Origin of the sequence: Streptomyces sp. ISL-36, assembly GCF_018614205.1 — a bacterium.
Classification (GTDB): Bacteria; Actinomycetota; Actinomycetes; order Streptomycetales; family Streptomycetaceae; genus Streptomyces.
Genome location: NZ_JAGGOS010000048.1, coordinates 42,317 through 59,769 on the forward strand (window position 1 = coordinate 42,317; position 17,453 = coordinate 59,769).

Below are 17,453 nucleotides of genomic sequence, written 5' to 3' on the forward strand. Positions count from 1 at the left end.
GAGGGGGAAGGAGGGGGGAAGTGACCGGGGAAGGAGGGCCGGTCAGCTCAGCGCGGGGACGCGTACGGGCACGGACGCCGGGAGCACCAGGCGCAGACCGTCCTCGTCCGAGGCGGCGCAGGTGACTCCGGTGAAGTCGGCGATACGGGGACGGCCCTGCGCGGCGGCGCCGCCGTGAGCGCCCACGACCACCGGGAAGCATCCGGCCGCCCGGGCGGCCAGCAGCCCCAGTTCGGCGTCCTCGAAGACGACGGCGGCCGAGGGGTCCACGCCGAGCCGGCCGGCGGCGGCCACGAACCCCTCCGGGGACGGCTTGCCCTGCCGTACGTCGTCCGCGCTGATCAGGATCTCCGGAAGCGGGAGCCCGGCGGCCGCCATACGGCGCACGGCCAGGTCCCGGCCGGCGGACGTGACGAGCGCCCAGCGGTGGGGCGGCAGTGCGGCCAGCAGCTCGGTGGCTCCGGGCACGGCCACGGTGCCGCTGGTGTCGGCCATGTCCTGGGCGACGAGCCAGGCGGTCTCCGCCGCCACGTCGGTGCCCGGCGGGGCGTACGCGGCGACGGTCTCCACCGTCCGCTGCCCGTGCGCGGAGGCCAGGATCTCGGCCGCGTCGAGACCGTGCCGCGCGGCGAACCGGCGCCACGTCCGTTCCACGGCGGCGGTGGAGTCCACGAGCGTGCCGTCCATGTCGAACAGGAGGGCCTGAGCGGTCAGTACGAGGGGCATGGCTGTGCCGCCTCCATTCGTAGTCGGTCCAGCCTTCGGGCGAGCGCCCGGGCCCGTTCGAGGTCCGCGCAGAGCCGGGACCCGTCCCCGTCGCGGTGGTCGTTCTCCAGCACGACCGCGCGCACACCCGGCAGATGGCGTGCCACGGCGTCGACGGTCTCGTCGACGTGGCCGTCGCCGTCGCCCAGCAGTGGGGTGAAAGCGGTGCCGGCCCGGCCGTCCTTGAGGTGGATCTGGTCGGCGAGGAACGGCCCGGTCGCCTCCACCAGATCGGGTACGTCGATGCCGACATCGACCGGGTTGTAGCTGTCCAGCAGCAGCCGGAAGGCCGGCGAGCCGACCTCCTCGACCAGCCGCAGGGCCCGGTGCGCGGGCAGCACGTTCTCGTTCGCCAGGAGCAGGCCGCGGGCCTGCGCCTGCGACGCCGCCCACCGCAGCACGTCGGCGGTGCGCAGCAGCGCCGACTCGCTGTCTATGGCACTGCGCCGGAAACTCGGTACGAACACCAGCGGGACACCGACCTCCCGGCCCACGTCCAGCAGCCGGCGGAGCACCGACCGCACCCGTGCGGCGGCCAGGGTGCCCGGCTCGGCGGTGAGGCCGATGTCGTTGAGCACATTGGCCGCCACGCCGAGCGGGGTCACGCCGGCGGACGCGGCGGTGCGGCGCAGCCGCCCGACCGTTCCCCCGACCGTCCCCGGCTTGTCCAGCCAGGGGCCGCGGCCGGGCCCTCCGAGGTCGAACTGAAGCCCGTCGACCCGGTATTGGAAGGCCAGGTCCACGGCCGCCTCGCCCCGCACCGGAAGCCGCCAGTCGACGAGGCCCGTCAGCGGGAGGCTCACGACGACGCCTCCGTCCGCACGGCGAGCTTCACCAGCCGTCGCCCGGCGACGATCCGGCCCTCGTCCCGGCCGAGCGCGGTCAGGATCCCCGCCGCACCGGCGAGGTCCGTCTCGTGCGTCACCAGGTCCCGGTAGCGCTCCGGGTCCCGGCACAGCTCGGCCGCCGCGTACTCCAGGTGCTCGTTGGCCACGCCGCGGTGGCCCAGCACCGCCACCTCGCGGCCGTCGGACGTGGTGAGCCGTTCGACGACGGGCGGGACGGGCATGCCGCCGCAGTTGGCGGCCCGCACCTCGGCCAGGTCGACGCCCGGCAGCAGGTCGCTGAACGCGGGCCTGCGCAGACCGCCGACGAGGTCGACGGCGACCTCGGCGCCGTCCGTCACCCCCAGAGCCAGTTCGAGGCTCGCGAGAGTCGCCGGTGCCGGTGTGGCGATCAGGACCGCCACTCGTCCCCGGTCCAGCGTCCCGGCGAGCGCCCCCGCCTCCAGGTCGCCCCGGTGGACGCGGTGGTCGGCCCGGTGCGGCGCTCGCGCGCTCCAGTCCAGACCCGCCGGCGTGTGGTGCACATGGACGGTCCGCACCGGGCGGCCGAGCCACCGCTGGGCGACGCGCACGGCGAGATGGCCGACGGTGCCGTCCCCGACGACGAGGAGGGTGTCGGGGTCGTGCGGGCGCAGCGCGAGCAGGGCGTACCGTACGACCGCCAACGGCTCGATCAGCGCGGGCAGGTTCCCCTCGGGGACCTGGTCCAGCGGGACGACGAGGCCGTCGCGGACGGCGCTCTCCGGGACAAGCATGCGGGCCTGCAGCATCCCGTCCACGTTGTGCCCGAGGAGGAACGACGGGTCGGACGGGTGCGTGGGATTGACCACCACATGGGCGCCGGGCACCAGGCGCGGATTGCCGACGCCCGGGCCCACCTCGACGATCCGGGCCACACCCTCGTGGCCCAGCACCGGGGCGCCGTCGTCGCGCAGACCCCGCAGGATCTGCAGGTCGGTGCCGCACACACCGGCGACGAGGGGAGCGACGCTGATCTCCCCGGGGCCCGGCCGCGGTGTGGGACGCGGACGCAGACGCGTCGCGTTCCCCTCCCGTACGACCGCGGGGTGGGTGGCCCCCGTACCGCTGCCGTCCGCCTCCGCCGGGTCCGGGCCGGAGTCGGGGTCGGAGGCCGGGTCGGAGTCGGGGGCGGAGTCGGGGCCGGGGTTGGCGTTGGATTCCGAGTCGGGGTCGAGGGCGGGGGCGGGGGCGGTGTTGGTGTCGATGTCGGTGTCGGCTTCGGTGTCGTGGGTGGCGGGCAGCTCCCCGTCCAGGGCCGCGATGCCCGCCCCGATCAGGCCGTTGGCCTCGCCCGGGGCGCACACCGTGATGCGGTCGGTCACCCAGTCCGGTGCGCGTTCCCCGGTGAGATACAGCCCCTCACGACGGAGATGGCCGAGGACCGACGCCTTGTAGTGCGTGCCGAGCCCGATGGCCACGCCGCCGCTGAGGGCGAGTTCGTCCAGCTCCGGATCGAGGCAGAGCGCACTGCGCAGTACGTCGGCGACGGGCGCGGTGGACGCGTCGAGCAGTTCTCGCGCGAGGTCGTCGGCCGCGTCCAGGGCCTCCCGGAGCGCCGGCTCGAAGGCGGTTCCCTCCGCCATCGCGCTCCCCAGCCGCGAACGCTCCCAGCGGCCCGGTGCGCGCTCCCGCAGGACGTCTGCCATCCGGCGAAGGCCCGGGCCCGACGCGTACGAGGAGACGTGCCCGGGCCGGCCGCAGTCGCAGAGCAGCTCGACGGGTTCACCGGCCAGCAGGGCCGACGCGGGCAGATGGCCCACCTCGCCCTGCAGCCCACAGCCGTCCGTGGCGATCCTGCCGCTGCGCATGTCCACCGTGCGGCAGGCGATGCCGGAGCTGATGGTCATCAGGAGCACCTTGCGGTGCGTACGGCGGTGCGGCGCGGACACGAAGTGCAGCAGCGCGGCCGTGACGTCGTTGACGATGTGCCAGCGCACATCGGGGCGCCGGGTACGGAGCTCGCCCCGCAGGTCCAGCGGCGTGGTCTCGTCGCCGAACAGCGGCGCGGAGCCGTAGACGGTGCCGCTGCGGTGGTCGAGGGCCGCGCCGAAGGAGACACCGGCCACCGCGCCACCGGGCGTGCGGGGGACCGCCGCGCAGATGGTGCCGAGGAGACGTTCCCTCAGCTCGTCCACCGGGGTGTCGGGGTGCCTGAGCCGGCTCGGCGACGGCTGGTCCAGGGTGTCGCCGAGTCCGTCGCCGGGCGACCAGGCGGCACTGCGCACATGGGTGCCGCCCACGTCGAGGACGGTGATCGGGCCCGGCGCGCTCACCGGGCCGGACCGTCCGCGTGAGCACCGTCCGCGTGAACACCGTCCGCGTGAACACCGTCCGCGTGAACACCGTCCGCGTGAACACCGTCCGCGTAGGCCCGGACGAACTCCAGGGCGCGGGCCAGTTCGCCGGCCGTGATGTCGTTGACGAAGACGCAGGAGCCGAGCCCGTCGGTGAGCGGCAGACGCTGCCGGCCGTCCCGGTGCTTGACCGCGTCGGCGAGGCCGACCTCCAGCAGTTCCGGCGTGAACACCGGGTGGGTCAGCGGGAGTCCGCAGCCGGCGATCAGAGCCAGCGCCCGGTGGGCGTCGCTCTCGGACAGGTACCGCCGTCCGACGGCCAGCGCGAGGCAGACGGCCATGTCGACCGCGACGGCCTCGCCGTGCAGCAGCGGCGGGTCGGCGCGCAGCTCCAGGGACGGGCTGAAGGTGTGTCCGTAGTCGACCGAGCGCTCCAGGACGCCTTCCCAGAGGTTCGGCTCCAGCTCGTCCAGCATGCCGGCGATCGCCCGGGAGACGACCTCGCTCATCGCCGCACCGCAGTCGGCGAGCGAGTGGTTGGTGATCCGGGCGACGTTCTCCTCAAGGAGTTCGAAGAGCGCGCCGTCCTTGATGAGCGCCATCTTGATGATCTCGGCGAGGCCGTTGGCGATGTGCCGCGGCTCCACCGTGCGCAGGAACTCGGGGTCGATGAGGGTGACCTCGGGGGCGAAGTAGGTGCCCAGCCGGTTCTTGTGGGTGCCGTGGTTGACGCCGGTCTTCACGCCGACGCCCGCGTCGACCTGACCGACGAGGGTCGTGGGGACCCGGACGTAGGGGGCGCCCCGGCGGTAGAGGCTCGCGGCCATGCCGACGACGTCCATCAGGACGCCGCCGCCGACCACGACCACGCGTTCGGTACGGCGCAGGATGCCCATCTCGGTCATGGCCCTGGTCACCTCGACGACCTGCTCGAGGTTCTTGGTCTCCTCGTCGCCGGGCATGACCTTCCAGACCGCGTCGACCTGCCATGCCTCGAAGTAACCGCGCAGGCCGGGGCCGTACAGCTCGTCGACGGCCCGGTCCACGACGATCAGCGCGCGGACGGTCTCCCGGCCGTCGGCGCCCACCGAGCGGGCGAGGACGGGGTTGGCCGGGTTGAGGAGCCCTCGGGTGAGGGAGACCTCGTAGCCCACCGGCATCTGGGACTGGACGTACCAGGTCAGGCCCGGCGGGCGGGGGATGTCGAAGGCGGACGTGAGGCTGCTGCTCGGACGGGCCGTGGTGATCTCGGACATCGCAGGAAGTACTCCGTCTGAAGGTCGGGACGAGAAGGCGGGAAAGGGCCCCGTCCCCGCCGGCCCGGGGATCTCCCGGGCCGGCGGGGACGGAACGGATTCCGGCGGGGGTCACCCGGCCGGAGGAGAGGGCGCGATCACGCCTCGGGGGCGCCCATGGGCGCGGGCAGGGCGTCCAGTTCGGAGACGTCCTGGTCCGTGAGGTCCAGCGCCGCCGCACCGGCGTTCTGGACGAGGTAGCGCTCGGTCTTGGTGCCGGGGATCGGGACGACGTGCTCGCCCTTGCTCAGCAGCCAGGCGAGCGCCACCTGCGCCGGCGTGGCCTCGTGCCGGTCGGCGACGGCGCGCACCGCGTCGACGATCGACTTGTTGTGGGCGAACGCCTCTTCGGTGAAGCGCGGCTGGGTGCTGCGCCAGTCGTCCTTGGGCAGGTCGGCCGGGTTGGTGAAGGCGCCGGTGAGCAGACCGCGGCCCAGCGGCGAGAACGGCAGGAAGGCGATGCCGTTCTCCACGGTGTACGGGAGGACGTCGGTGAAGGCGTCCCGGGTGAACAGCGAGGCCTCGGACTCGACGGCGGCCACCGCGTGCACGCTCTGCGCGGCACGGACCTGCTCCAGGGTCACCGCGGAGAGTCCGAGCGCCCGGATCTTGCCCTGGCGTACGAGCTCGGCGAGGGCGCCCCAGCTCTCCTCCAGCGGCACCTGCGGATCCACGCGGTGCAGGAAGTACAGGTCGATGTGGTCGGTGCCCAGGCGGCCCAGGCTGGCCTCGACCGCCGCGGTGAGGTGCTCGGGGCGGCCGTTGAGACCGAGGCCGTTCTCGTCGACGACGAGGCCGCCCTTGGTGGACAGCACCACCTCGTCGCGGCGGCCCTTGATGGCGCGCCCGACGAGGTCCTCGTTGGTGAAGGGGCCGTAGACGTCGGCCGTGTCGATCAGGTTGACGCCGAGGTCGAGGGCGCGGTGGATCACCGCGACGGAGGCGTCGTCGTCCCAGCCGTGCGGGTCGTAGCCGAAGGACATGCCCATGGTGCCGAGACCGATGCGGCCTACTACGGGTCCGCCGTTGCCGAGGGTGGTGGTTCGCATGAGGGTTCTCTCTCCTTGAAACGGTTTACGAGGGGGTTGATGCGGTTCACGGGGGGTGAAGCGGACCGCATCGGGAGGAAACGGATTGCGGGGGGGTGGAACGGGTGCCCAAGGGGCGGTGGGGCGGGTGGCACGGGTGCCACCGGGGTGCCGGCTCGGGCCGGCACGTGCGTGGGGGGGGTGGCGGCTCGGCGGCAGGTCAGAGGCGGACGGACTGCCGGTGGCGGAAGACGTCCCTCGGGTCCCAGTCGCGCTTGATCCGCTGGAGGCGGGCGTAGTTGCCCTTCCAGTACAGGTCGTGCCACGACACCGCGGAGGCGTTGAAGGCCGGGTCGGACAGGTCGCCGTCGGGGTAGTTGATGTAGCAGCCGTCGGTGACACCGTTGGGCACCGGGACGCCGCCGGTGTCGGCGTAGACGTCGCGGAAGGCGTTGCGCACCCAGGCGATGTTCTTCGCGTCGTCCTTGGTGTCGTACCAGAGGCTCTCGAAGTTGGTCTTCATGATCGCGTCGCGCTGGGCGACCGCGGTGGCCGTCGGCGAGACGGACGCGATCCGGCCGCCCGACGCGGAGAGGACGATCCCGGTGAGGGCACTCGGCCCGTCGGTGCTCGTGAGGTTCCGGTACATGGCGTCGATCTGCCGCTGGGGCGTCGCCGTGCGCAGGTGGGACGACTTGTGGATGCTGCGGGTGGTCGGGTCCAGCTGGGTGGGGGAGATGGCCCCGATGTAGCGCGTGCCCCGCAGCCACGGCAGCAGCCTCGTCGTGGTGTACGCGGAGTCGACCACGCCCGACGAGCGTCGGGTCGTGGAGCTCAGGCCCAGCGCCTGGTCCATGCCGGCGAGGAAGTCCGACAGCACGGTCGCGGCGTCGGGAAGGGAGGCGTCCAACTGCACGACAGCGCCCAGTGATCCGCTGTCGCGGTGGTTGAGCAGCAGCCACGAGTAGAGCGAACCGGCCGTGGTCCCGGCAGTGTTGTTACGCTCCAGCCACTGGCCCCAGTAGGTGACCAGGCGGCTGAAACCGTCCAGGGTGACCTTCTCCCAGGGCCAGTTGGCCAGGGTCAGGAAGATCTGCGACGGCGCCTTGGGCAGCAGCGTCTCCGGACCCCCGGTGGCGCCAGGGGTACGGAACCAGAACCTGGTGACGATGCCGAAGCTGCCGCCGCCACCGCCGGTGTGCGCCCAGAACAGGTCCCGTAGACGGGCGTCGGCGGAGTCCCGCGCGGCGATCACACTGCGGACCGAGCCGTCCGCGGCGACGACCACGACCTCCACGGCGTGCAGGTGGTCGACGGTCAGACCGTACTGGCGGGAGAGGTTGCCGAAGCCGCCGCCGGTGATGTGGCCGCCGACACCGACGCTGTGGCATATGCCGCCGGGTATGGTCACGCCCCAGCCCTCGTAGAGCGCCTCGTACACGTCCAGCAGGGTGGCGCCACCGCCGACGCAGAAGGCGTTCATCGACGTGTCGAAGGTGACCTGGTTCATCAGCGACAACTTGATGTTGATCTTGACGTCGGCGTTGAACACGAAGTCCTCGAAGCAGTGCCCGCCGCTGCACACGGAGAGCCGCTTGCCGGCGGCGACGGCCTCGCGCACCGCCGTGACGACCTCAGCCGTCGTCCTCGGCAGCACGATCTTGTCCGGGCGGGCCTGCCAGCGCTGGTTCATGCCCGAGGTGAGATCGGGGTACCGGGGGTCCGCCGGAGCCACCGTGACACCGGCCGTCTGTGCGCCGATCGCGTCCGTCGCCTCGGCGAGCCGGCCGGCGCCGGCGCCGGTGTCGGCAGCGCGCGCGCCGGGGGCCTGCACCAGTCCGCCGACGGCGGTGGCGAGAGCGATTCCCGACCCTGCACCCACGAACCGGCGGCGCTTTATTTCATTCGTCATCTTCGTCGTTTCCTGGTCTTCGAGTTCATTGGAAAGAAGTCCAGCCCATGAATGCAGAAACGGGGGCGCATCGAAGGCGGTTCTGCTCGGCTGAGTTCGCCGCGATGAATGCCATCTCAGCAGGAGGGAGCGCGCCGGCACCAACCTCCGAAGTCAACTTCGGCATGTCGGCGCACTTTGGGAACTACGCCTTGATCGGACGGCCGCGGGACCGCATCGTCGGGCCTGCCCGGGCGTCCGCCCGGGCGACGGCAGGGCCCCGCCGGAGGCGGGAACCCCCGGCGGACGGAGTGATGTTGAGCGGAATCCCTGGAGCACGCGCGGTGCACCACATCGCCTACACCGTGCCCGACCTCGACCAGGCCGTGGAGTTCTTCACCCAGGTCATCGGCGCCGAACTGGCCTACCGGCTCGGCCCGGTGGAGGACCCCGAGGGCACCTGGATGACCGAGAAGCTGGCCGTGCACCCCCGCGCCTCGGCACAGATCGCCATGCTGCGCCTCGGCCCGGTGACCAACCTCGAACTCTTCGAGTACACCTCGCCCGACCAGGACCGCACCCGGCCGCGCAACAGCGACTGGGGCGGGCACCACTTCGCCATCTACGTGGAGGACGTCGACAAGGCCACCGCGTACCTGCGCGAGCAGCCCGGCGTGACCATCCTCGGGGAGCCGGAGACCATCGAGGACGGGCCGATCGCCGGAGATCGCTGGGTGTACTTCATGACTCCGTGGGGCCTTTCCATGGAGCTCATCAACATGCCGGCCGGCATGCCGTTCGAGCAGACCACCGACACCCGTCTTTTCCTCCCCGAAGGTGAATGGAAGTAATGCAGGAGACGAATGCAACGGTCGACGAGACCGTCAACAGCAATGCCTTCAACCGAGGCGTCATCGAGGAATTCCGGGCCAACGGCGGCCGGGTGAAGGACTTCGGCTCCATCCCCCTCCTGCTGCTCAGCACCACGGGGCGGGTCAGCGGTCTGACCCGTACCACTCCCCTCGTCCACCTGGCCCGGGACGGCCGCTACATCGTCTTCGCCGCGAACGGCGGAGCACGCGTGGCACCCGGCTGGTACCGCAACCTCATGGCAGCCGGGGAGGGCGTGGTGGAGGTCGGCTCGCAGCGCCTGACCGTGACGCCCGAGCCGGTACCGGCGGAGGAGCACGAGGAGCTGTGGCGACTGCAGACGGCGCAGGACCCGAACTTCGCCACGTTCCGGTCCAAGACGGACCGGACCATCCCCGTCGTCGCCCTGGTCCCCGTCGGCGACGCCGGCTGACCCGGCTGACCCTGGCTGATCCGTCCGGGCCCCGGCTGACCCGGCTGACCCTGGCTGATCCGTCCGGGCCCCGACTGACCCGGCTGATCCGGCCAGGCCCCGGCTGACTTGGCTGATCCGGCCGGGCCCCGGCCGGGCTGTCGGCCGGGGCCGACCTTGAAGGAGCAACGCATGACCACGACCGACCCCACCGAGGAGTTCCGGGCCGCACGGGACTTCCTGCTCACCCACCGCGAGGACTACGACACGGCCTACGCGGGCTTCCGCTGGCCCCGCCCGGAACGGTTCAACTGGGCCCTGGACTGGTTCGACGCGATCGCCCGCGACAACGATCGCACCGCACTGCGGATCGCGGAGGAGGACGGCACCCACAGCCAGTACTCCTTCGCGGAGCTCGCCCACCGCTCGGACCAGGTCGCGAACTGGCTCCGCGCCCAGGGCGTCCGGGCGGGCGACCGCGTCCTGGTCATGCTGGGCAACCAGAAGGAGCTGTGGGAGACGGCGCTCGCCGCGATGAAGCTGCGCGCCGTGCTCGTCCCCGCGACCCCGCTGCTCAACACGGTCGAGCTGGCGGACCGCGTCGACCGAGGCGCGGTCCGCCACGTCGTCGCCCGGGCGGAGGACCACACCAGGTTCGCCTCGGTGCCCGGCGCCTTCACCCGTATCGCGGTCGGCCGGCCGGCACAGGACCCGCCCCCCGGCTGGCTGGACTACGAGGAGTCACTGACGGCGCGGGCGGACTACGTGCCCGACGGCCCGACCCTCGCCGACGACCCGCTCCTGCTCTACTTCACCTCCGGCACGACATCCCGGCCGAAACTCGTCCAGCACACCCACGTCTCGTACCCGGTGGGACACCTGTCCACCATGTACTGGATCGGGCTCCGCCCCGGCGACGTCCACCTCAACATCTCGTCGCCCGGCTGGGCCAAGCACGCCTGGTCCAACCTCTTCGCCCCGTGGAACGCGGAGGCCACCGTCTTCGTGCACAACTACACGCGCTTCGACGCGGGCCGTCTGATGACGGAGATGGACCGCGCGGGCGTCACGACGTTCTGCGCGCCGCCGACCGTGTGGCGCATGCTCATCCAGGCCGATCTGGGCCAGCTGCGCACGCCGCCGCGGGAGGCGGTGGCGGCCGGCGAGCCGCTCAACCCCGAGGTCATCGACGCGGTACGACGGTCCTGGGGTGTGACCGTGCGCGACGGCTTCGGGCAGACCGAGACGACGGTCCAGATCGCGAACACCCCAGGTTCGGAGGTCACTCCCGGCTCGATGGGCCGGCCGAGCCCCGGCTTCACGATCGCCCTGCTCGACCCCGCCACGGGCCGCCCGGGCGACGAGGGCGAGATCAGCGTGGACCTGTCCGCCGCCCCCGTGGGGGTGATGGCGGGCTACGAGGGCGACCCGGCCCGCACGGCCGAGGCGATGGCGGACGGCTACTACCGTACGGGCGACCTCGCGGTACGCGGCCCCGACGGACGGCTCACCTACATCGGCCGCAGGGACGACGTGTTCAAGTCGTCCGACTACAAGATCTCCCCGTTCGAGCTGGAGAGCGCCCTGCTGTCGCACGAGGCGGTGGCGGAGGCCGGGGTGGTGCCCGCGCCGGACGCCCTGCGCCTGTCGGTGCCCAAGGCGTACGTCGTCCTGGCGGAGGGCTGGGAGCCGACCAGGGACACGGCGAAGCTCCTCTTCGCCCACTCCCGGGCGGAACTTCCCCCGTACAAGAGGGTGCGCCGCATCGAGTTCGCCGAGCTGCCCAAGACGATCTCGGGGAAGATCCGGCGGGTGGAGCTGCGGGCGGCGGCGGAGCGGGGTGACGGCGCCGAGTACCGCGAAGAGGACTGCGTCTGAGCTTCCGTCGGTGCGGGGTCGGGTCCATGTCGTACGACGTGGGACCGGCCCCGCACCGACGTATGCCGGGCCGTATGCTCCGGCCCTCCCGCCCCGGGTCCTCGGGCTCTCCGGCCAGGAGCGGGACGGGGGGACGGCGGCGTGGGTACGGGCCTCCCCAGGCCCTGCGGGACACAGGGCCTGGGGAGCAGGCAGATGCAGGGGCCCTACGGGGCGGCCGGGGCGGAGACGCCGTCCGTCTGCCGCGCCGACTCCCCCACCGACTTCCCCGCGGATGGGCGTGGGGACCGGCAGAACCAGGTCAGGGGCAGCGTCGCCACGCAGATCGCGGCCGCGGCGAGCGGCAGCACGGCGAACCCGTACGCTCCCGTGATCCCGCCCGCGACAGCCGCTCCGGCCGCGATACCGGCGTTCCCCGCCGAGGCGCCGAGCGTCGCCGCGAGGTCGCCGCCGGGCCCGGCGCGGCGGATCGTCCGGAGCTGGAGGGCGGGCGCGAGGCCGAAGCCGGCGAGGCCCCAGACCGCGACGCACACGGCCACGGCCACGGGCCGCTCGCCGAGCAGGAAGAGCGTCGTGAGAACCAGCGCGAGCACCGCGGTCGCCGCGATCACGGTGGTGCCGGCGGCCCGGTCGGCGAGGTAGCCCCCGAGCGCGGTACCGGCGGAACCGGCCGCTCCGAACACCAGCAGGTACAGGCCGACGGCACCGCCCTGGACTCCGACGACCTCCTGGAGGTACCCGCTCAGTTGGGTGAAGGCGGTGAACTGGCCGCAGAAGAGCAGGACGGCGATCGCAAGCAGCGTCAGCACCGGCGCCTTGGCGACATGCTGGAACTGGGCGCGCAGCGCCTGCTGTCCGCCGGTGGCGGACGGTGGCACCGCCGCCCATGTCAGCACCAGAGCCGCGCACGCGAGAGCGGCGATCCCGGCGAAGGCGTACTGCCACGGCAGGACCTGGCCGGCGAAGGTGGCCAGCGGCACGCCCAGCAGATTGGCCGCGGCTATCCCACCGAACACGACGGCGACGGCCCGGCCCTTGCGCTCCGCCGGGACCAGGGCGGCAGCCGCCGCGGAGGCGGCGCCGACGAACAGTCCGTGGACGGCGCCCGCGAGCACGCGTACCACGACGACGACCGTGAAGTCCGCCCAGAGAGCCGCAACGACGTTGGCCAGGGCGTAGACGCCGAGGGCGGCGGCCAGCAGGAGCCTGCGGGGCAGCCGGAGCGTCAGGGCGGTCAGGAGCGGCCCGCCCAGACACACGCCGAGCGCGTACGCGGTGACCAGCAGGCCTGCGGTGGCGGCGCTGACGTGCAGGCTCTCGGCCATCCGGTCGAGGACGCCGATCACGGCGAACTCGGCGGTTCCGACCACGAACGCGCTCAGACCGAGGACGGCGAGGGCGCGCGTGCTCCGCGCCCTCGCCACCGGCACGGCCGGTGCCGCGCCCGCCCGTTCCGCACACTCGGTTCCGGTACCGATTCCAGTACCGGTTCCGTCTCCGGCTCCTGTTCTGGCTCCTGTTCCCGTTGCGGTTCCGTGCATCGTGACTCCTCCGCGTTCCCGTGCCGTCCGTAACGGCGTCTCTGCCGGTCAGCACACCAGCGCCGGGGCCGGCTGTCGCCGCCGACTGGCTCAAGTCGCCCCGGCTTCGCGGCGTTCGAGAACACTCGGCGCGTCCGGGACGCGGAAGAGGGACGCGGAAGAGGGAGGTGGAAGACCGCTCAGATCGCGGTGGCCCCACCGTCGACCGGCATCGCGGCGCCGGTCACGTACGAGGCGCGGTCGCTGCACAGCCACAGCGCCGCCTCGGCCACTTCGGATGGCGAAGCCATGCGCTTCTGTACGGAGGCGTCCGAGAACCGCTGCTCGAGCTCGGCGTGCTGCCCCAGCACCTCCTCCATCATCTCGGTGCGGGTGGCACCGACGACGAGGGCGTTGACCCGAATGCCCGCGGCGCCGTAGTCGGCCGCCGCGGCCCGGGTCATGCCGAGGACGGCGTGCTTGGCCGCCACGTACGCGGCGCTGGCCCCCGTGGCACGGGTGGCGGCGACGCTGGCCGTGTTGACGATCGACCCGCCGGAGCTCTGGCCCAGCATCACGGGTATCTGGTGGCGCATGCAGTTCCACACGCCCACGACGTTCACGTCCATGGTCTGCCGGAAGACGTCGTCGTCGATCTCGTGCAGCAGCGCGCCCGCCGTGGCGTAACCGGCGTTGTTGAAGGCGTGGTCGAGCCGCCCGTAGGTCTCCACGGCGGCTTCGACGGCTTCGCGCATCCGGTCGGAGTCGGCGACGTCGCCCTCGACGGCGAGGGCGCGTCCCCCGGATTCGTTGATCTTCCCCGCCAGCGCGCGCAGCCGCTCGCCGCGCCGCGCGACGAGGACGACGGCCGCGCCTTCGTCGGCGAATGCATGGGCGGCTGCCTCACCGATGCCGCTGGATGCTCCGGTGATCAAGGCCACTCGGCCGGTCATCGGACGCTGGTTGCTCATGTCGTTCCTCGCAAGCTCGTATTGGTCAGGTACGGGTCTCGGTCAGGTACGGGTCTCGGTCAGGTACGTGTCTCGGTCAGGTACGGGTCTCGGTCAGGCGCCGGCCGGGACGGCGCTGTCCCGGCGGGCGCCGGCCGTGGAGTTGTCGTTCCACAGCGTGCCGCGAAGGGCATCGGCGTCGATGCTGCGGATCAGCCGCTCGTCGATCGCGTCCAGGGAGTCCACGATGTGCCGTACACCGGCCTCGCGCATCAACTGCCGCTGGAAGCTGTGCACGAAGGTGCTCGGGTGGCCGATGAAGGGAACGTCGAGGTCCCTGGCGGTCTCGGCGACGCGGGCCACGTCGTCGACGAAGAGCGCTTCTCCGTGCTCCAGTCCGAAGATCTCGGTGGTGATCTCGTGGATGCCCGGACGGAAGTCGTTGGTGCACACATAGCGCGGGCCGTCGAACAGCTCCGCCCACTCCCCCAGGAACCGATCGAAGTGCGGGGCGGGCAGACCTCCGTAACAGACGGTCCGGAGACCGAGTGCGCGCAGCCGCCGTACGAGATCGATGGCGCCGTCCATGACGGCGACCGGGTGCTCGGCGAGGTAGACGTCGCGTTCCTCGAAGTAGGCCGTCAGGGCCTCTTCCCCGCTGAGCGGCTGCGGTACGGCGGCGGCCATGTTCCGCCCGGCTATGTGCTGGGGCTGCGAGAACACCGCCCGCTCGGTCTCGGCCGTGTAGGCGCCGCCCCGGCCGACGACGAAGGCGTGGATCACGGGGCTGAAGGTGTCGTTGAGCAGGACGCCGTCGATGTTGAGAGCGGCCAGCCGAAGGCGGCCGAGGCTGTGGGGCATGGGTCCTCCCATGGACGAACGAACGGACGAAGGGACGGGCTGACGAACGGACGGGCTGACGAACGGCTGTATGGACGTGCGGGGGCGGCGCGCGGAGGGTGTGCCCGGTGCGGCGGCGGCCACCGTGCGCACCGGACAGGCCGCACGGACGGGTACGAACCGGCGGCGCCGACCGGCGATACGCCGCTACGCCGGTGCGGAGCAACGGACGAAGCGAGGGAATCCGAATCGACCGCGACACCCCGACGCAGGGGGCGCGTCCCCCGGAGACGTCAGCCGACGAGGCCCTTCAGCCGCTCGTGGCTGACGTCGGTGCGGGAGACGATCGCCGGCACGGCGATCCCGGGCAGCAGCAGGCGCCACATCCGGATGGTGCGGTCGCTCAGGTCCTTCCGGCCGCTGACCACGGCGGAGAACATCTGCATGCCCGTACACGCCTCGGTCACGAACTCACCCAACTCCTCGGGTGACACACCGGCCTGAAGCTCTCCCCTGGCCTGCGCCTCGCGCAGGCAGTCGGCCATGATGCCCGCCCAGGACTGATAGGGCGTCGCATCGGAGGCGCCGAAGGTGGCCTGCTCCCCCGTCAGCCGGACTCCGGCCCGCAGGAGCGGGTCGACCTGGAGCAGGTGGGACCAGGAGAGGGTGATGTCCACCAGCCGTTGGAGCCCCTCGGACTGCAGCCTGGGGACGATGGTCTCGGGCTGCGCGTTCATCACCGCGCGCGCCAGGCCCTCTTTTGAGTCGAAGTGGAAGTACAGGGCCCCGGTGGTGAGTCCTGCCCGCTTCAGGATCAGGTTGACGCTCGCACCGGCGTAGCCGAACTCGTCGAAGGTCTCGGCCGCCGCGCGAAGAATCGCCTCGCGCGTCTGAACCGCCCGCTCCTGTTTGGGACCAGCCACGACGTCTCACCCTCCAAAAAAAACGGAACGATCCTTATGTTAGCGAGCCGGAGCAGCCTCTTGGCAACCCCCTGATGTCATCGGCGGGGAGACGCACCCTTCCGCCAGCACGTACTCCGCCCGCTCAATCCTGTCGACCTGACACTTTACGAAGTCTTGACTTTAAAAAAAAACGAGCACTCTTTATGTTGAACCCGGAACGGGCGGGGGGCTACGGATCCATCAGTCACCCCTGTCCGGATCGACTTCGTTTCCGACGTCCCGGGGGGACAGCATGCTCACGAGCACACTGCCGAGAACACGCGAATCGCATCCTCAGAGCCGGCCCGTGTCAGCGGCCGAGGTGCACAAGGCGGACGCGAACGAACTGCTCCTCACCAGCTGGCGCCCCACCGGCGCCGACCGGTTCACCGTCTCCGCACGGTGGCCGGCCGCCCACCGCTTCTACGGCGGGGCGCACGGGTCCCGCGACCCGCTGCTGCTGATCGAGTGCGTACGCCAGGCGATCCCGATGCTCTGCCACGCCGCCTACGACGTACCGTTCGGTTTCCGGCAGGCCTGGGAAGACCTGCACTTCCAGTTCGACGCCTCGGCACTGGGGACCGCCGACGCCCCGCTCGCGGCCGAACTGGACGTCGTCTGCACCGATGTCGTACGTCGTGGCACTCGACTCGCGGGGATGACGATGACGGTTCGGGCATCCGTGGGCGGCGTCACCGCCGCCCACGTACGGACCCGGTTCTCGAACCAGTCACCGGTGGTCTACCAGCGGCTGCGCGGCCCGTACGCGGACATCGCGGCGGCCCACGCCCGCGCCCTGCCGCCGGGCCGCCCGATCTCTCCCCGCCTGGTCGGCCGCGAGCGCGCCGACGACGTCGTCCTGTCCTCCGCCGGCACGCCCGGCAACTGGTACCTGCGGTCGGACCTCGGACACCCGGTCCTCTTCGACCACCCGGTCGATCACGCGCCGGGGATGCTGCTCCTGGAGGCGGCCCGCCAGGCGGCCCTGACCCGGTCAGCGCGACCGGCCACCGTCGTGGCGATGAAGACGGTCTTCACCCGCTACGCCGAGTTCGACACACCCTGCCTCGTCAACGCCACACCGGTCACGGCGGGCCCGGGGACGCCGGAAGGAACCCAGGTCACCCTGGTCGAGGTGGAACAGAACGGCAGCCGCATCTTCGGCGCCGAGGTGACCACCCGACCGCTGCGCCTCGCCTAACGCGGACCGCCCGCCTCGCCGCCGCCCAGGGGACGCCGCCACCGCCCCCACCTCACTCCCTCCCCGCCCGCGAAGCCCGACCGCCCGCTCCATGTGCGGACGTGGCTCAACGCGCCCTGTCCAGCGATTCCGCCGATTTCACCGGTTCGAGCGGGAGGGAGAGGGGAGAGACGTTCCGCCGAGGCGGGCGCTGCGTAATCGGGTGAATACTTTCCGCTACGCCCGAATGGGGCGCTCTTAGCGTTGGAGGAAGCGTGCGGAAGTTGGCGACGGTGGCGGTGGTGGCGGGGTTGTTCCTGAGCGGGGCGGGGGCGGCCGCGGCGGACGGGTGGCAAAAGATCGAAAACTTCTGGACTCCGGGGGTCCACTTCACGGGCGTGGAATACAAGTGGGAGCCCAAGGGGCAGAACCACGGCGGATACCACTTCCGAGGCGACCTGAAGGACCTCGAACCCAACGACGGTCACAACGTCTACGTCGAGGTCAAGGTCGAGGGCTACGACTGGAACCGCTTCAAGGGCGTGCAGAAGAGGACCGTCCATCTGGACAAGGTCGTCTGGGACGGGGCCGCTCAGTACACCTCCAGGGCACAGATCCAGGTGTGCCGTGACCGGGGCACCCTGCGCCCCGACAACTGCACAGCTGTCAGGAAGTACAAGCGACCCAACCACTAGGCCAACGGTTTTCGGAGGCCGCGCG

Annotated in this window: 15 protein-coding genes; 5 read left to right on the plus strand and 10 right to left on the minus strand. The window is 71.8% G+C overall.

Annotated elements, in window-relative coordinates; translation table 11 throughout:
* Positions 1–42: 42 nt before the first annotated feature.
* The 6 genes from J7E93_RS13390 to J7E93_RS13415 all read right to left on the minus strand — a co-directional run bounded on the left by J7E93_RS13390 (position 43) and on the right by J7E93_RS13415 (position 8,160).
* Positions 43–726, minus strand: coding sequence for an HAD-IA family hydrolase (locus J7E93_RS13390; protein WP_215068840.1), 684 nt, complete (start codon positions 724–726; stop codon positions 43–45).
* Entirely contained in the window at positions 711–1,568 is an 858-nt protein-coding gene (locus J7E93_RS13395) for a sugar phosphate isomerase/epimerase (RefSeq protein WP_215068842.1), read from the minus strand. The genes J7E93_RS13390 and J7E93_RS13395 overlap by 16 nt, the downstream gene beginning before the upstream one ends.
* Positions 1,565–3,904 carry an ROK family protein gene (locus J7E93_RS13400; RefSeq protein WP_215068844.1) on the minus strand — a complete coding sequence of 780 codons (2,340 nt, stop codon included), beginning with the start codon at positions 3,902–3,904 and terminating at the stop codon, positions 1,565–1,567. Before J7E93_RS13400 ends, J7E93_RS13395 begins: the two co-directional genes overlap by 4 nt.
* Entirely contained in the window at positions 3,901–5,181 is a 1,281-nt protein-coding gene (locus tag J7E93_RS13405) for a sedoheptulose 7-phosphate cyclase (protein WP_215068846.1), read from the minus strand. Before J7E93_RS13405 ends, J7E93_RS13400 begins: the two co-directional genes overlap by 4 nt.
* A gap of 137 nt (positions 5,182–5,318) precedes the next feature.
* Complete coding sequence (locus tag J7E93_RS13410) at positions 5,319–6,269, minus strand: aldo/keto reductase (protein ID WP_215068848.1); 951 nt, start codon at positions 6,267–6,269, stop codon at positions 5,319–5,321.
* A gap of 199 nt (positions 6,270–6,468) precedes the next feature.
* The gene (locus J7E93_RS13415; protein WP_215068850.1) at positions 6,469–8,160 is read right to left on the minus strand and encodes an FAD-dependent oxidoreductase; all 1,692 of its coding nucleotides are present in this window, start codon (positions 8,158–8,160) and stop codon (positions 6,469–6,471) included.
* A 323-nt stretch (positions 8,161–8,483) separates the two neighbouring features.
* Here J7E93_RS13415 and J7E93_RS13420 point away from each other — a divergent pair, with 323 nt between their 5' ends.
* The 3 genes from J7E93_RS13420 (at position 8,484) to J7E93_RS13430 (ending at position 11,299) form a co-directional block, all read left to right on the plus strand.
* Entirely contained in the window at positions 8,484–8,990 is a 507-nt protein-coding gene (locus J7E93_RS13420; RefSeq protein WP_308368503.1) for a VOC family protein, read from the plus strand.
* Complete coding sequence (locus J7E93_RS13425) at positions 8,990–9,442, plus strand: nitroreductase/quinone reductase family protein (RefSeq protein WP_215068854.1); 453 nt, start codon at positions 8,990–8,992, stop codon at positions 9,440–9,442. The genes J7E93_RS13420 and J7E93_RS13425 overlap by 1 nt, the downstream gene beginning before the upstream one ends.
* A 171-nt stretch (positions 9,443–9,613) precedes the next feature.
* Positions 9,614–11,299, plus strand: a complete 1,686-nt coding sequence (locus J7E93_RS13430; protein ID WP_215068856.1) for an AMP-binding protein — start codon at positions 9,614–9,616, stop codon at positions 11,297–11,299.
* A 206-nt stretch (positions 11,300–11,505) separates the two neighbouring features.
* Here J7E93_RS13430 and J7E93_RS13435 read toward each other — a convergent pair whose 3' ends face one another.
* The 4 genes from J7E93_RS13435 to J7E93_RS13450 form a co-directional block, all read right to left on the minus strand.
* Positions 11,506–12,723 carry an MFS transporter gene (locus J7E93_RS13435; RefSeq protein ID WP_215068858.1) on the minus strand — a complete coding sequence of 406 codons (1,218 nt, stop codon included), beginning with the start codon at positions 12,721–12,723 and terminating at the stop codon, positions 11,506–11,508.
* Between the two features lie 296 nt (positions 12,724–13,019).
* Positions 13,020–13,790 carry an SDR family NAD(P)-dependent oxidoreductase gene (locus J7E93_RS13440; RefSeq protein WP_215068860.1) on the minus strand — a complete coding sequence of 257 codons (771 nt, stop codon included), beginning with the start codon at positions 13,788–13,790 and terminating at the stop codon, positions 13,020–13,022.
* A 93-nt stretch (positions 13,791–13,883) separates the two neighbouring features.
* A complete protein-coding gene (locus J7E93_RS13445) occupies positions 13,884–14,630 on the minus strand; it encodes an HAD family phosphatase (RefSeq protein WP_215068862.1) in 747 nt (248 codons plus the stop codon).
* A gap of 272 nt (positions 14,631–14,902) precedes the next feature.
* Positions 14,903–15,532 (minus strand): ScbR family autoregulator-binding transcription factor, encoded by a 630-nt coding sequence (locus J7E93_RS13450; protein WP_215068864.1) that lies wholly within the window; start codon positions 15,530–15,532, stop codon positions 14,903–14,905.
* Between the two features lie 328 nt (positions 15,533–15,860).
* On the opposite strand from J7E93_RS13450, the gene J7E93_RS13455 reads away from it, so the two are divergent.
* The gene (locus J7E93_RS13455; protein ID WP_308368507.1) at positions 15,861–16,754 is read left to right on the plus strand and encodes a ScbA/BarX family gamma-butyrolactone biosynthesis protein; all 894 of its coding nucleotides are present in this window, start codon (positions 15,861–15,863) and stop codon (positions 16,752–16,754) included.
* Positions 16,755–17,008: 254 nt separating this feature from the next.
* Entirely contained in the window at positions 17,009–17,428 is a 420-nt protein-coding gene (locus tag J7E93_RS13460) for a hypothetical protein (protein ID WP_308368509.1), read from the plus strand.
* Positions 17,429–17,453 lie beyond the last annotated feature (25 nt).